The organism is Aurantimonas sp. HBX-1 (genome assembly GCF_021391535.1).
Lineage (GTDB): Bacteria > Pseudomonadota > Alphaproteobacteria > Rhizobiales > Rhizobiaceae > Aurantimonas.
In genome coordinates this window covers 688,572-703,231 of record NZ_CP090066.1, presented here as the reverse complement: position 1 = coordinate 703,231, position 14,660 = coordinate 688,572, and the positions used below count along the sequence as shown (strand labels likewise).

11 protein-coding genes and 1 pseudogene are annotated in these 14,660 nt (G+C 65.6%); 1 reads left to right on the top strand and 11 read right to left on the bottom strand.

What is annotated here, in order from left to right; translation table 11 throughout:
- Nucleotides 1-15 precede the first annotated feature (15 nt).
- From LXB15_RS03215 to LXB15_RS03170, 10 genes and pseudogenes are all read right to left on the bottom strand, one after another.
- A pseudogene (locus LXB15_RS03215) lies at nucleotides 16-377 on the bottom strand (transposase); the annotation flags it as partial.
- A gap of 247 nt (nucleotides 378-624) precedes the next feature.
- Entirely contained in the window at nucleotides 625-1,353 is a 729-nt protein-coding gene (locus LXB15_RS03210) for a MipA/OmpV family protein (protein ID WP_233950846.1), read from the bottom strand.
- Nucleotides 1,354-1,580: 227 nt separating this feature from the next.
- Complete coding sequence (locus LXB15_RS03205; protein WP_233950845.1) at nucleotides 1,581-2,168, bottom strand: isoprenylcysteine carboxylmethyltransferase family protein; 588 nt, start codon at nucleotides 2,166-2,168, stop codon at nucleotides 1,581-1,583.
- Between the two features lie 181 nt (nucleotides 2,169-2,349).
- On the bottom strand, nucleotides 2,350-3,510 hold the full coding sequence (locus tag LXB15_RS03200; RefSeq protein WP_233950844.1) for an ATP-binding protein: 1,161 nt from the start codon (nucleotides 3,508-3,510) through the stop codon (nucleotides 2,350-2,352).
- Between the two features lie 167 nt (nucleotides 3,511-3,677).
- Entirely contained in the window at nucleotides 3,678-4,403 is a 726-nt protein-coding gene (locus tag LXB15_RS03195) for a response regulator transcription factor (RefSeq protein ID WP_233950843.1), read from the bottom strand.
- Nucleotides 4,404-4,450: 47 nt separating this feature from the next.
- Nucleotides 4,451-7,534, bottom strand: a complete 3,084-nt coding sequence (locus LXB15_RS03190) for an efflux RND transporter permease subunit (protein ID WP_233950842.1) — start codon at nucleotides 7,532-7,534, stop codon at nucleotides 4,451-4,453.
- Nucleotides 7,531-8,697 carry an efflux RND transporter periplasmic adaptor subunit gene (locus tag LXB15_RS03185; RefSeq protein ID WP_233950841.1) on the bottom strand — a complete coding sequence of 389 codons (1,167 nt, stop codon included), beginning with the start codon at nucleotides 8,695-8,697 and terminating at the stop codon, nucleotides 7,531-7,533. The genes LXB15_RS03190 and LXB15_RS03185 overlap by 4 nt, the downstream gene beginning before the upstream one ends.
- Before the next feature lie 1,038 nt (nucleotides 8,698-9,735).
- On the bottom strand, nucleotides 9,736-9,921 hold the full coding sequence (locus tag LXB15_RS03180; RefSeq protein WP_233950840.1) for an alpha/beta fold hydrolase: 186 nt from the start codon (nucleotides 9,919-9,921) through the stop codon (nucleotides 9,736-9,738).
- Nucleotides 9,918-10,868: an alpha/beta fold hydrolase gene (locus LXB15_RS03175; protein ID WP_370640164.1), complete on the bottom strand. Its 951-nt coding sequence runs from the start codon at nucleotides 10,866-10,868 to the stop codon at nucleotides 9,918-9,920. The genes LXB15_RS03180 and LXB15_RS03175 overlap by 4 nt, the downstream gene beginning before the upstream one ends.
- Nucleotides 10,868-11,875, bottom strand: a complete 1,008-nt coding sequence (locus LXB15_RS03170; protein WP_233950839.1) for an NAD(P)-dependent oxidoreductase — start codon at nucleotides 11,873-11,875, stop codon at nucleotides 10,868-10,870. Before LXB15_RS03170 ends, LXB15_RS03175 begins: the two co-directional genes overlap by 1 nt.
- A 90-nt stretch (nucleotides 11,876-11,965) precedes the next feature.
- Between LXB15_RS03170 and LXB15_RS03165 the strand changes: the two genes are divergently transcribed.
- Entirely contained in the window at nucleotides 11,966-12,583 is a 618-nt protein-coding gene (locus LXB15_RS03165; protein WP_233950838.1) for a TetR/AcrR family transcriptional regulator, read from the top strand.
- A gap of 510 nt (nucleotides 12,584-13,093) precedes the next feature.
- On the opposite strand, the gene guaA is transcribed toward LXB15_RS03165, so the two are convergent.
- On the bottom strand, nucleotides 13,094-14,650 hold the full coding sequence (guaA, locus tag LXB15_RS03160) for a glutamine-hydrolyzing GMP synthase (RefSeq protein ID WP_233950837.1): 1,557 nt from the start codon (nucleotides 14,648-14,650) through the stop codon (nucleotides 13,094-13,096).
- Nucleotides 14,651-14,660 lie beyond the last annotated feature (10 nt).

The following is a 14,660-nucleotide window of genomic DNA, read 5'->3' as shown; positions in this document are numbered from 1 at the left end:
AGCTCTCCACTGTCCCGAGGCAAGTCCACGCGTGAAGCGCTCGCCGTAGAGGATGGCGTATGGCGCTTTGGCCCATCGCCCCCTCACACGGTACGATCGTCCACCCCATCTCGGCCCTGTTCAAGACGAGGAAGAGCAGCTTCATGGAGCCGTCGTCGCTAGGGAAGGCCGCGGGCTATGACAGCCCGGGGAAGTCTGGAGTTCAGCGCCTCGATCTGGTTCGTGGTGCAGACGATCCTGCGGATCTTCTCGTGGAAGGCGAAGAAGGGAGCGACCTGGCTCCAGGCCCGGCGCCAGCTCTGGCCGATCGCTGCGTACTTGCGGCCCCATTCTCCATCCTGGAAGTGCGTCAGGGCCTTTACGGCCGCTTCGGCGTCCGTGGTCGGGTCGTCGCCGGGATCAGCCGGCGGCCGCGCCCGAGCGCCACGATCTCCGCGCCGGAACCTCGGCCCTGCGCGACAAGCACCCCATCGACCGGTCCAAGACCGCACGCAAGGCTCGGCAATGGCTTGCCGAGATACTGCACGTTATGGCGCGCCGGGAAATCATCCCTGGTTCCAGCGTCGACTCCGTTTCCGGACATCGTCGTTAGACACCGGTGACGCGAAGGCGACGTCGCCCGACCTAGAACAGGTCGAGCGTGAAGCGCTTCGAGACACCCAGCCCGAAGGTGAACTGGTTCTCGTCGCCGGCCTTCACGATGGGAGAGTCCGCGGCATCGCCGACCAGCCGGCTGTAGGAGGCATCGGCATTGAGGAACCAGTCCTCCCGGAACTCGTATCGGGCGGAGCCCGACACGCCGACACTCTTGAAGCCGCCCTTCGGATCGTAGGCGTCGAGACGGAAGCCGGTATTCGCCGATTCCGCGGCGGTCACGCCGAAATAGGTTTCCGTGTAATCCTCGGAGGCCAGCGTGGCGAATGGTCCGGCCTTGAACTCGAGCTGCGGCGTAGGCCGATAGATGGCATTGGCACCAAACTCCCCGACCACGCCTTCGGCGCCGCCGAAGGCATAGCGCGCCTCGCCGTAGATCTCGGCGAACTCCCATTCGTAACCGACGCTGATGCCGACCTCGTAGGTCGCGTCGACATCGTTGAGGCCGTCCAGGGCGTCGAAATCATCGGCGTTGCGCTCGCCCTTGTACTCGAAGGCGGGGCCGATCGAGAGGCCGCCCTCCTCCGGGCCGGTGCTGCCGATATCCAGCAGACCCGGAATGCGGAGGTAGCCGAAGCCCACGATCGGCGAAGGCGAGAGGGAATATTTGTCGGAGCCCTCATATTCCGGCGAGACTTCCCCGCCGACGCCGATCTCGAAGATCAGGTCGACCCCGGAATCAACTTCCGGCGCTTGCACAAACGGTGCTTCCGGAACTGTCGGTTCGTACCCCCCCGGATCGGCAGCCAGGGCTGCGGCGGAGACGGAGACGAGGGCAGTCGTAGTAAGCAGGCGCAGACGGAAGTTCATTTTTAACCCCTTGAAAGTGGAGATTGGTCGAACGTTGGTGCGTTGCGGAAGTCGCTGTCGGCAAGATCAGGCGCCGGCGGGACCCCGCGAAACGCGTTCTCCTGCCCGTCGAAGCATCAAGGCAGGTGCAGGACAGGCAGGCCCGGAACGAGAGTTCGGAGCCATTCCGCGGCGTAGAACGTCGGGACGAAAGCGAGCAGGATCAGGCCGTCCAGCGCCGTCTGCCGATAGTGTTTCGGGTCGATCATCACGATCGGCGCGTCCTGCCACTGCGAAAGCCGCGGCAGAAAGCGTGGCACGTGCCTGCGATAGGCATCGAACGCGGCTCCGAAGAGTGCGCGGAGCGCGATCTCCTCGTGCCTGACCGCCGGCATGAGGATGGCGTACACGCCGCCGACGAAGAGACCGGCCACGATCAGGCTGCCCGACTGGGCGCCGAGGCCCGCCGCAGCGACAAAGGCGAAAAGGTAAAGCGGGTTTCGGCTGACCGAGTACGGGCCGTCCGCGACCAGCGTGCGCGGCTTGCGGCCGCCGAGATAGAGCGTGCACCAGGTCCGGCCGAGAATGCCGGCAACGATCAGCATGATCCCCGCGGCCTCCAGGCTCTCGCGGTACAGGCTGCCGGGCTGCGCCGATCCGGTGGTCAGGACGAGGAGCGGGCCGAGTGTTCCGACGACGATCCAGATCGTCGTCTTGCGGCGCAACTGGAGTGCGTGGAGATCGCGGTATGTGGTCGCTATGTCGGTCATTGCGGTCTCGTCGAGAAAGGAACGAAGATGGATGTCGTTCTCGTGCGAGATCCGTAGCCTCTGCGACGGCCGCCGTGAGTGTCGTTTTATGAAGAGATATTTCTGGAAGCGACGAGCGGCATGCTTCGAGGCGCCACTAGAGCGTGGGCAGCAATATCCGGGCGATCAGACCGCGGGGATGGTTGTCGTGGAGCTCCAGTCGGCCGCCATGGGCACGCACGATATCGTTGACGATGGAGAGGCCGAGGCCGAAGCTGGAACTGCGGCCGGTGCCCCGTGCGGAGTCCAACTTGAAGAAGGGCTCGAGCACCCTGGCGCGCTGGTTGGCGGCGATGCCCGGCCCGTCATCGGCGACGTCGATGCGGATCATCGAGCCGGTCCGTCCCAGCGTGATTGCGGCGCTACCCCCGAATTTGAGCGCGTTGTCGCAGAGATTCGTCACCGCTCGGGTCAGTGCATTCGGCTTGCAGAGGCCGGTGAGACGATCCGGACCCTCATAGGTCACCGCGAAGCCGACATCGGCGAAATTCGCCTGGATCGTCTGCATCAGGCTGGCGACATCGGTCGGCTCGGCTTCTTCGCCGGAGGCATCCGTCCTCAGATAGTTCAGTGTTTCATTGACCAGCGCGTTGATGTGGTCGATGTCGGTGATCATCATCTCGCGCAATTCGCAGTCCTCCAGTCGCTCCGTCCGCAGTCGCAGCCGGGTCAAAGGCGTGCGCAGGTCATGGCTGACGCTGCGCAGCATGCGGGTGCGCGTGTCGACCATTTCCCTGATGCGGGTGCGCATGCCGTTGAGCGCGCGCGCGAGGCTAACGACCTCCTCAGAACCTCTTTCGTCGAACACCGTGTCCTCGCCGACGCCATTGGAGCGGTTGAGCTCCGCAGAGATCCGCGCCAGCGGCGCCGTCACGCCCCGCACGGCGTAGATGGAGAAAAGCAGCATCAGCGTCACGAAGGCGGAGACGTAGTAGCTGAGGGGGCTGATGAAGTCGTCGGTTATGAACGCGCTCGGAAGGTCACGCACCAGCAGCACGGTTTGGTCCTCGACGGGAAGCGACAGCGCCGGGCGCCCGTCGATGGTGAACCTGCGCCCGCCGGCCGGCAGCTCCACGTCCGGCGGAAACAGCCAGTGGGTGACCGTTTCGAGCCAGCCGGCCGGCGGCGAGGCAGCGATCATCGGCGTCAGCGCGGCATTCTCGGTGAGCGTCAGGTTCAGATCGGTCGCTGCCGCCGATAATCTGACGATAAGAGGGCGCTCGGCGGGGTCCGCCTCTTGCAGCAGGAGCGCCGCCATCGATGCCCGCTCCATGATGACGTCGAAATCCTGGATGCCGAAATAGTTGCTTTTCCGCAGGCTCTCGATGCCCCGTCCGGTGATGACGACTGCCACGACCGCAATGACGATGACCACGGTGATCTGGCCGCGGACGGTGCGGGGGGCCGCCCATCGCCACAGCTTGGTCACGGCTCCACCGTCGCGGTGAACATGTAGCCGCCGAGCCGCACCGTCTTCAGCAAGACAGGCTCGCTCGGATCCGCCTCGATCTTCTGCCGCAGGCGCCGCACATGCACGTCGACGCTGCGGTCGATCGGGCCAGCGAGACCGGCATGGGTGTTGGCCAGCAATTGCTCCCGCGAAAGCACCTTTCCGGGATTTCGGCAGAACACCAGGAGCAGGTCGAACTCGGCCGTGGTCATGGCGACCCGCGCGCCGCTCGGGTCGCGCACCTGCCGGCGCTGCGGGTCGAGCGTCCAGCCGTCGAAGCGCAGCGGCTTGAGGCTGTCGCGCTCGGCCGGCGCATAGGATGCACGGCGCAGCAGCGCCCGGATGCGCGCGGTGACCTCGCGGGCGCTGAACGGCTTGGTGACGTAGTCGTCGGCGCCGATCTCCAGCCCGACGATGCGGTCGATCTCCTCGCCTTGGGCCGTCAGCATGATGATCGGGATGGTCAGGTCGGCCCGCAGCCGGCGGCAGAGGCTGAGACCGTCCTCGCCCGGCAGCATCACGTCGAGCACGATCAGGTCGAAGGCCGATCGCCGCAGCAGCGCGTCCATCTCCACGCCGTCGCCGGCGATTTCCGCCGACAGGCCGGCATCGGCCAGGGTAGCCGCCAGCAGGCGAGCGATCTCGAAATCATCCTCGACGATGAGAATGCAGGGTTGCTTGGTCGGTGAGCTCTGGCTCATGGCATTCCCGTTGAGGCCCAAAGAAGTCGAACTGTTCCGGGCGGCCATCAGGCCGATCCCTCTAGCTCTTCCGTCTCGACGGTATCAACCGCCAGACCGAAGCGCGACCATAGCCGATGGAACAACGCGCCGACATCGCCGACGAGGCAGTGGAGCGTGGGCACGACCACCAGCGACAGGATGGTCGAGGCGACGAGGCCGCCTATCACGGCGATCGCCATTGGCGCGCGGAATTCGCCGCCGTCGCCGGACGCCATTGCTGCCGGGATCATGCCGGCGACCATGGCGAGCGTCGTCATCAGGATCGGCCGCGCCCGCTCCGCCGCCGCCTCGACCATCGCCGTCCGGCGCGCCACCCCCGCCCTTTCGCGCTCGACCGCGAAGTCGACCAGCATGATGGCGTTCTTGGTGACGATCCCCATCAGCATCAGGATGCCGATCACCACCGGGAGCGAGATCGGCGTTGCCGTCGCCATCAGCGCCGCGACCACGCCACCGACCGACAGCGGCAGCGTGACGAGGATCGTCAGCGGCGTCAGCACGCTGCCGAACAGCAGGATCAGGACGATCATCACCAGGCCGAGCCCGGCGGTCATCGCGGTGGCGAAGCCGGCGAAGACATCGCCCTGGTCGTCGGAATCGCCGGTCGCCTGGAGCCTTACGCCTTCCGGCAGCGCCCGCACCGTTGCCAGCGACTGGATGGCCTCGAGACCCTCGCCGGCGGTCATTCCCGCCGGGGTGTCGAAGCTGATCTCGATGCGTCGCTCGCGGTCGAAGCGATCGATATTGGCGACACTGGTGCCGAGCGTGATGGTCGCGATGTCCGATAGCGGGGCCGCCGGCCCCCCGAGGCTGGGAATGCGCAACGCTCGAAGCGTATCGATGTCGTTGCGCGCCCAATCGGCGAGCTGCAGCCGGATCGGGATCCGGCGCCCATCCTCGACGAATTCCGGCAGGTCGCCGTCGCTGGCTCCGACGGTGGAAACACGGATCGTGTCGGCGATGATTTGCGGGGAGATGCCGGCATCCGCCGCCCGTTCGGCCAGCGGCCGGATCTGGAGCTCGGGCCGGGCCGCCGCCGCAGTGGAGCTTGCTCCAACGGCAAAGCTGCTGGCCGCCAGTTCCTCGAGAATGGCGGCAGCGGCATCTCCGGCGACCTCGCCATCCTTGCCGAGCACGGCGAAGGACACGTCGCGTCCGCCCCGACCGTTGAGGATCTCGAACCTTATGTCAGGTATGGTCCGCAGGATGTCGGCGACGATGGGTTCGAGCACATCCGTCGAACGCGCCCGCTCCGCCGCCGGTCCGAAGTCGATGCGCACGGCGGCGCGCCGGACCTCCCTCAGGCCGGCGGCATTCGCCCCGCCCTGGATGAAGACAAGCCGCGCCTCGTCGATCGCGCCGATGCGCGATGCGATGAGGCCGGCGGTTTCCCGCGTCTCGGCAAGCGTCGCGCCCGGCGGCAGCTCGATCGAAACCGACATCCGGCCGTTGTCCTCCGGCGGAATGAACTCGCTCGGCAGGAACTGCGCCGACCAGATCGACACGGCGAACAGCGCGAACGCCGTACCGAGCGTCACCCAGCGCCATGCCATCGAGAGGCGCAGCAGCCTGAGATAGAACCGCATGGCACGTCCCTGCGGAGCGCGTCTCGCCGGATGCGCGCGCAACAGATACGCCGCCATCAGCGGCGTGATCAGCCGCGCGACGAGCAGCGAGAAAAAGACGGCGATCGCCACCGTGAGGCCGAACTCGCGGAAGTACTGACCGACAACGCCGCTCATGAAGCCGACCGGCACGAAAACGGCGATGATCGTGGCGGAGATGGCGATGACGGCAAGGCCGATCTCGTCCGATGCGTCGATGGCGGCCCGGTATGGCTTCTTGCCGCTCTGGCCGTGCCGGGCGATGTTCTCGATCTCGACGATGGCGTCGTCGACGAGGATGCCGGTCACCAGGGTGATCGCCAGCAGGCTCAATATGTTCAGCGAGAAGCCGAGGAGGTCCATCGCGCAGAAGGTCGGGATCGCCGACAGCGGCAAGGCGACCGCGGCGATCAGCGTCGCACGCCAGTCGCGCAGGAACAGGAAGACGACGACGACGGCGAGGATCGCCCCCTCGGCCAGCGTGGTCAGCGCCGCATGATAGTTGCCGAGCGTCTGGGTTATGCTGTCGTCGATGCGCGTGAAGCGGGCATTGCCGTGTTCGGCGGAAAGCTGCTCCAAGGTCGCCGCGACCTCTTCGGCCACGCTGACGTCGCTGGCGCCGCGCGCGCGGTAGACGGAGAAACTGACGACCTCGCCGCCGTCCAGCGTCGCAAAGCTGCGCGGTTCCTCAAAGCCTTTGACGACGGTGGCCAGATCGCCGAGCCGGACCGCTCTGCCGTCGGGGAGCGCGATGGCAAGGGTCGCCAGCGTGTCGATGCTGCCGGCCGTCGCGAGCACCGTCAACGCCCGCTCGCGTCCATCCACCTCGCTGCGACCGCCGGATAGGTCCAGATGCGTTGCGGAGAGTTGGGTATTGACCTGGCTTGCGGTTATCCCGAGCGCCAACAGGCGATCGGGATCGAGCTGCACGTGGATTTCGCGCGTCACGCCGCCCACCCGGTCGATCCGGCCGACACCCGGCACGCCGCGCAACCGCCGGATGACGACATCGTCGACGAACCAGGAGAGCTCTTCCGCCGTCATGGCCTTGTCGGCGGCGGCGTATGTCACCACGGCCTCGCTCTCGACATCGACCCGCTCGATGACAGGCTCGTCGATCGTCGCGGGAAGGTCGCCGCGGATCTTCGCGACCGCATCGCGCACGTCCGCCACCGCCCGGTCGATGGGCACGCCGAGCTCGAAGCTGACCGAACTCGTCGAAACGCCGTCGCTGATGGTCGAGCTCAGTTCGTCGACGCCGGAGAGCGCCGAGATGGCATCCTCGACGGGGCGCGTAACGCTGGTCTCCATCTCGGTCGGGGCCACACCGGAATCGCTGATCGTCAGGCTGACCTCCGGCACATCGATCGTTGGAAAGAAGGTGATCGGCAGCTTCTGGAAGCTGTAGAGGCCGAGCGCCGTCAGCACCACGAACAGGAGGATGGGCGGGATCGGGTTGCGGATCGCCCAGGCGGAGACGTTCATTGTGCAGCGTCCGACGTCAGGATGGGTCGTTCGGACGATATCGCCGTCGGATAGTCCACGACGACAGGGGTCACATGATCGCCTTCGACGAGGAAGTTCCCGGCGCGCAGCACGACTGTCTCGCCCGCCTCTACCCCCGAACGGATTTCGACGAGGCCGGCGATCCGAAGGCCGGTTTCCAGGATACGGACTGCCACGATTCCGTTCTCGACGACCTGTGCGGTGACCTCGCCCTCCCGATCGCTCAGCGCCGTCGCCGGCAAGAACACGCCGCCGCGGCGCTCGACGTCCACCTCGCCGCGCGCAAAGGCACCGACGCTGAGATTGCCGGCCTGCGGCAGGCTGATGCGGGCGCGACCGAGACGGCTGCCCGCCTTTAACTCCGGCGCCAGCAAACGTACGCGGCCTTCGAGCGGCGTGTCGCGGCCGAGCACCACGATGCCCGCTGCCTGGCCCACCGCCAGCCGGGCGAAATCGGCTTCCGGAATCTCCGCATCGAGCTCGATCTCGCCGTTCTCGGCGATCACGAACAGCGGCTCTCCGCTGGCGGACGTGAGCGCCCCCAACTTGGCAGCCCGCCGCAGGATGCGGCCGTCGGTCGGCGCCTTTATCACCGTGCGCGCCAGCCGGGCTGCGATCTCCTGGCCTTCGGCGACGATCACCCGGCGATCCGCCAGCGCCACCCAGAGCGATTGCTTTGCAAGCGCCAGCGCCGAAGCCGCCCGCTTCAGCGTGGTCTGACGCAGTTCGAGCGTCTCGTCCGCGGCGAAGCCCTTGGCGCCCAGCTCCTTGCTCCGCTCCATGTCCGCACGGGCCTGTACATGCGCCAGGGCGGCGTCCTCGATCTGGCTTTCCACCTGTTTGATCACCGCGTCGGCACGGTCCAGACGGGCAGCGTTGGCACTCTGCTCGATATTGATCAGCGTCGCATCGAGCCGGGCCAGTACGTCGCCCCGCTGCACGATGTCGCCCGCCTCTGCCTCGACGTGGACTATGCGCAAATCGGCAAGATCCACCTTCACGACGCTTTCCTCGCGCGCCACCAGCGAGCCGACGACGCGGACGCGGTCGGTCATGACGCTCGCGCGCGCCGTCACGACGCTGACGGCGGGCGGGCGTTCCTCAGCCATGGCAACCGTGCAACCGACGAGCGACGCGAGCACCAGGAAGGTCGCCCTTATTGGACGTGAGGGCCCGACGCATACGGCTGCACGGCGGCACAGCATGAGCCAGGACACGATGATCGAACTTGGAACCCGCAGACCCTTCGGATGCCGCTGACGCTCCAGCCCGGCAGCTCGCTTCCGAGGCGCCCTCCTCCGGGCATCCCGGGACCGATCGTCCCCAAAATCGAGGCTAAATGAGACTGGGTGCATGGTGAACTCCGAGGACGACGGAGCCGCGCGCAACACATGGCGGCGGCTCCGAGAACCACAGAGCTACCCCGGAGAACTCCGGGTGGGGATGATGAACAGTTAACTTATGTTACAGCTCTACCGCCCCTTTTCCGGGTCGGACGTCAGTCCGGCGCCTGAGGTAGACCACCGCGATACAAGGGACCCGCCCGCCAACAGATCCGTGTTCGATGCAAAGCGTCGATCGGATACAAGACGGTTCGCTTAACAACTTTTAACAAATAGAAATTCACCGCGCCTGATCTCTATGAAACTGATGGCTCGCAAACGACGAGCGATCTCGCATACAGGATCAGTGCTGGTGATTATTAAGCACATACACTCAGCTGTTATTATCGCCTCAATACTGCTCGCTTCCGAAGCACCGGGCCGCGCCGAGTCGCACATCGGGATTCTTGGCTACTGGCTCACCGATACCGGCACCCTCATTCACGTAGCGGAATGCGATGATCGGATCTGCGCTTCGATAACATCAGGGCGAGAAGCAGGTACTATAATCGCTAAGGTCTCCAATACAGGTCCGGAGCATAGAGGGATATTAATAGACCACACGAATGACGAGAATTATGACGGGATTCTCACCGTAAAAGGAGAGGCTCTCGAGGTAAGAACGTGCATATTTTCAATATATTGCCCGTACGTGCAGCGATGGCAGAAGCTTGATGAACGGTAATGCCGCAGGTTGCTACGCCCCAACCGTCTCCACGGCCACTCACCGCACAGTGCACGTCACTTGAGAGCCGCTGATTACCCCGAAGACAGGCTCCGTTTCGTCGACGCGCATCATCAGCCGGGGGGAAAGCGGCGTCGCAGCCAGGAGATGGCCAGGCGGTTCAACTCGTCCGGGCGCTCCTCGGGCGTCCAGTGCCAGCAATCAGGCACGACATGTCGCTCGAGATCGGTCACATAGGCGTCCATGCCTTCCGCCATGCTCGGCCGCAGGACGACGTCGTGTTCGCCCGAGACCATCATCGACGGGACGCGGACAGTCTGGTCGACGTCGAGCCCGGCCTTCCAGTTGCGCGACAGGTTGCGATACCAGTTGATGGCCGGCGTAAAGCCCGTGCGCTCGAAGCGCTGGGCGTAGAAGTCAGTTCGCCGGCGTTCAGCACGTCCTTGCCGGGAAGTGGATCGGGGATGGGCTTTCCATAGTACTCCATGTTGGCGACTTCCGCCGGCATGGAACCCCACTCTGCGGACGGCATGAGGTCCTTGCGGTACGCGTTCCGGATGGTCCGACGGGGATCGCGGTCCATCGCCCTGTCCGCCACATGCCCGTCCTGGAAAAGAAGGACGTACATGTCCGGGCTGTAGACGTTCCGCATCTGTGTGATCGGATCGACCCGCGGGTTGGCGACGAAGGTCCGGCCTGCGGGCATGGCGGCATTGACGAGATCCGGATGGAGCCAGAGCATCCAGTGCGGGATGAACGGCGTGTTGACCCCGATGACGCCCATCACGCGCGCCTCGTGGAGCAGAGGCATCTGCCAGGCCAGCAGCCCGCCCCAGTCGTGCCCCATGAACACCGCCTTCTCGATCCCGAGGGCATCCAGGAGGCCGAAGAGGTCACCGGTCAGATGGGCGATGTCATAGTCTTCCACGCGGGGCGGCGCGTCGGTGAGACCGTAGCCGCGCAGATCGGGAACGATGACGCGGTAGCCGGCTGCCACCAGCGCCGGGATCTGGTCGCGCCAGGTGAAGGCCAGTCCCGGGAAACCGTGCAGCAGGACGACGGCCGGTCCAGAGCCCGCCTCGTGGACGGCCATTCTGATACCATTGGTTTCGATGAAGCGGACGGGCGGCATGACGGCCGTCTGCCCGAAAGCCGGCATGACGGAGGCAGCTACGGCAGCGCCTGCGCCGACGAGAAGGGCTCTGCGAGAAAGCGCGGAAGCGGCCGAAGCGATAGGCGTATCCATCAACGCACCTCCAACGCCAGAAGATCGCCACCCGCCGCCTTCAGCTTCGAGAGGTAGGCAGACGGGTCGAGCACCTGGAAGGGAAAATACAATCCGGCCGGTGTCGGGGGATTGCCGTCGAGCCCCGTCAGTCGCTCGATGAGCATCGAGACGCCCAGCGCCGTCAGCGGTGCCGCGCCTTGTGGATGGAAGACCGCATGGCGGGTGCGGAGCGCCTGGCCTGCGTGATCCTGTCCACTGAGTTCGATGACGATCTCCGTCGACTTCGCTTCGCCGCGGCGGCGGCTGGAATTGACGCCGGTCGCGAGGTTGAACTGGACGTTGGGCGCGCCGGTCGCGGCCGCCAGGCCGACGACGTCGATGGACGAGAAGCCGGAGGCTTTCATCCGCGTGCCGTCGATGGCGTGGAACGCAGTCACGGCATCGTCTTCGCTACGCCAGATATAGGCGCCGTCACGGCGCGTGAGCGCGGCCGGCATCATCCTGTGCAGGCGTTCGAAGTCCTCGGCCACGGCGGGGCCGCCGCCATCCTCTTCGTCGACGAGCGCGCCGATGACGATGTCGTCGATCCGCCCGTAGGCTTTGGCCGCTTCGAAGGTCGCAACGGTCGTCGCACCGACCAGCCACTCGTAGCCGAGAACGATGGGTGCCGCGGTCGGCTTGAGCATGAAGCTCGCGACCTCGGGGGCAATCTCGTAGATGCCCGAGGAAATGCTGAGATGCGGCACGCCCCGCGCCAACGCGAACCCTAGACCGGCGAGGCGGTCGTCCGAATAGAAGACGGCGACGGCGCGAACCGGGCGCTCGCCGAGGCCGAGATCGTCGGCGGTCGGGTCGAGAACGACGCCCTCCGCCTTTCCCAGCTCGGCAGCCGCTTCCCAGCCCTTGGCAAGGTCACGCCCGCCGATCAGCAGCGGGAGATCCGGGTGGAGGGACCGCAACTCGCGGGCGGTCAGGCGTCCGATCGCGCCGTAGCCTCCCATCAGAAGGATCGGATCCGGTGACATGGCAATTTTCCTTTCCCGACATATAACCTACGAAAGGTAGGCGAGACATGCCTAACCTACTCTTGGTAGGTTGTGCAATTGGGGCACCGGATGACGAGCGCGATGGCAACGGGAAAAGGGGAGAAGATTGTTCGCAGGCTGTCGAAGGCCGGGCGGCGACGCCAGCTACTCGACACGGCGCTCCGCATTGTCCGGACGGAGGGAGCGGATCGACTGACGCTGGGTCATCTCGCCGCCTCCGCAGGCGTCTCCAAGCCGGTCGCCTACGATCACTTCGGCACAAGGTCGGGCCTGCTCATCGAACTCTACCGATGGATCGACACGGAGCGGGTGAATGCGTTCCGCGACGCCATGGCCACGGAGAAGCGGGGCTTCGAGGAAACGGCCGGCATGCTCGCCTCCGCCTACATCGATTGTGCGGCCGACATGACCGACGAGTTCCATGCCGTCGGCGCTGCCCTCGCCGGCAGCGAGGAAAAGGCGGTTGTGTTCCAGGAGCTGCTGGATAATTCCGTCCAGATGTTCGTGTCCGTCCTGACGCCGTTCGCCGCTCTGTCTTCACCGGAGTTGCAGCGGCGTTGCGTCGGCCTCGTCGGTGCGGGCGAAGCGCTTTCGGCGGCTGTGGTGCGCGGCAAACTCGACAGGACCGAAGCCGCCGGAGTCTTTGCTTCCATGATCAAGGGCAGCCTGGAGGAGCGTCCGGCATGACTCGGCAACGAGCCAAAGCGGACAGCTTTCCAATCTGATCCCTCAGGTGTTCGAGCTCTCCAGCGGGCTCGCGAGGGGCGTCCGCAACGGTCTGGCTTGCGTCGAGATCAAACGGTCCGCTTTCCACCCGGATCTGGCCCGGACTCCTGTCGTCTGTTGAGGACGAGACGATGGGCAGGATCGCGTGGGTAGACTCACGGCGCACCGTTGAAAGCCATCGCTACGACGTCAAGACGTTTTGCCCCCCGCCTCAGCTGCACCTCTGCGGGGCTCCATCAGCGGACGGGCGGGGTTCCGCCCTGCCGGGTCGATCAAGGTCGGTCGGCGCCAGGCGTCATTCGGTAACCCGTCGGAACTCGCGGCGGAAGTTTGACTTCGTGCCAAAGCCGATGAAGGTAAGGCCTGTCAGCGAGGGCCGCCGGACGTGATCGATGCTTACCGATCGACGTCGCTAGGCGCGAGAAGGATCGTACCGCAGCCTGAATTCGGCGGACTTTGGATCGGCCTGGATCACTCCCACTCGATGGTGCCGGGGGGCTTCGAGGTCACGTCGTAGACCACCCGGTTGATGCCCTTGACCTCGTTGATGATGCGGGTCGCGGTGTTGCCGAGGAATTCCATGTCGAAGGAATAGAAGTCTGCGGTCATGCCGTCGACGGAAGTGACGGCCCGCAACGCGCAGACGAACTCGTAGGTGCGCCCGTCGCCCATGACGCCGACGGTCTGCACCGGCAGCAGCACGGCGAAGGCCTGCCAGATCGCGTCGTAGAGCCCGGCCTTGCGGATCTCGTCGAGATAGATCGCGTCGGCCTGGCGCAGGATGGCGAGCTTCTCGCGCGTCACGCCGCCCGGGCAGCGGATGGCAAGGCCTGGCCCCGGGAAGGGCTGGCGGCCGACGAAGTGGTCGGGCAGGCCGAGTTCGCGGCCGAGGATGCGGACCTCGTCCTTGAACAACTCGCGCAGCGGCTCGACTAGTTGCATGTTCATGCGTTCCGGCAGGCCGCCGACATTGTGGTGCGACTTGATCGTCACCGACGGGCCGCCGGAGAACGAAACGCTCTCGATGACGTCCGGATAGAGCGTGCCCTGGGCGAGGAAATCGGCGCCGCCGATCTTCTTGGCTTCGGCTTCGAAGGTCTCGATGAACAGCCGTCCGATGGTCTTGCGCTTGACCTCGGGATCGAGCTCGCCTTCCAGCGCGTCGATGAACAGGTCCTGCGCCTGAACGTGCACGAGCGGGATATTGTAGTGGTCGCGGAACATCGAGACGACTTCCTCGGCCTCGTTCATCCGCAACAGGCCGTGGTCGACGAAGATGCAGGTCAGCTGCTTGCCGATCGCCTCGTGGATCAGCACCGCGGCAACGGAAGAGTCGACGCCGCCGGACAGCCCGCAGATCACCCGCCCGCTGCCGACCTTGGCGCGGATTTCGGCGATCGCCTGGTCCTTGAAAGCGGCCATGGTCCAGTCGCCGGCCAGCCCCGCGACATTGTGGACGAAATTGGCGATCAGCTTCGCTCCGTCGGTGGTGTGAACCACTTCCGGGTGGAACATCAGCCCGTACATCCGGCGGCTTTCGTCGCCGAACACGGCATAGGGGGCGCCGGGCGAACGGGCGAAGATCTCGAAGCCGGGCGGCATGTCGATGACCCGGTCGCCATGGCTCATCCAGACCTGGTGGCGCGTGCCCTCCGGCCAGAGGCCTTCGAACAGGGCACAGCTCTTCTCCACCTCGAGAAACGCCCGGCCATATTCGCGATGCGGCGAGGCTTCGGCGCGGCCGCCGAGCTGGACGCACATCGTCATCTGGCCGTAGCAGATGCCGAGCACCGGGATGCCGGCTTCGAACACCGCCTGCGGCGCGCGCGGCGAGTCGATGTCGCCGGTCGAGGCGGGCGAGCCGGAGAGAATCACCGCCTTCGGCTTCAGCCGGGCGAAGCCTTCCTCGGCCGACTGGAAGGGGACGATCTCGGAATAGACGCCGGCTTCGCGGACGCGCCGGGCGATCAGCTGCGTGACCTGCGAGCCGAAGTCGATGATGAGGACGGTATCGGGATGGGCTGTCATGGCGAGGCTT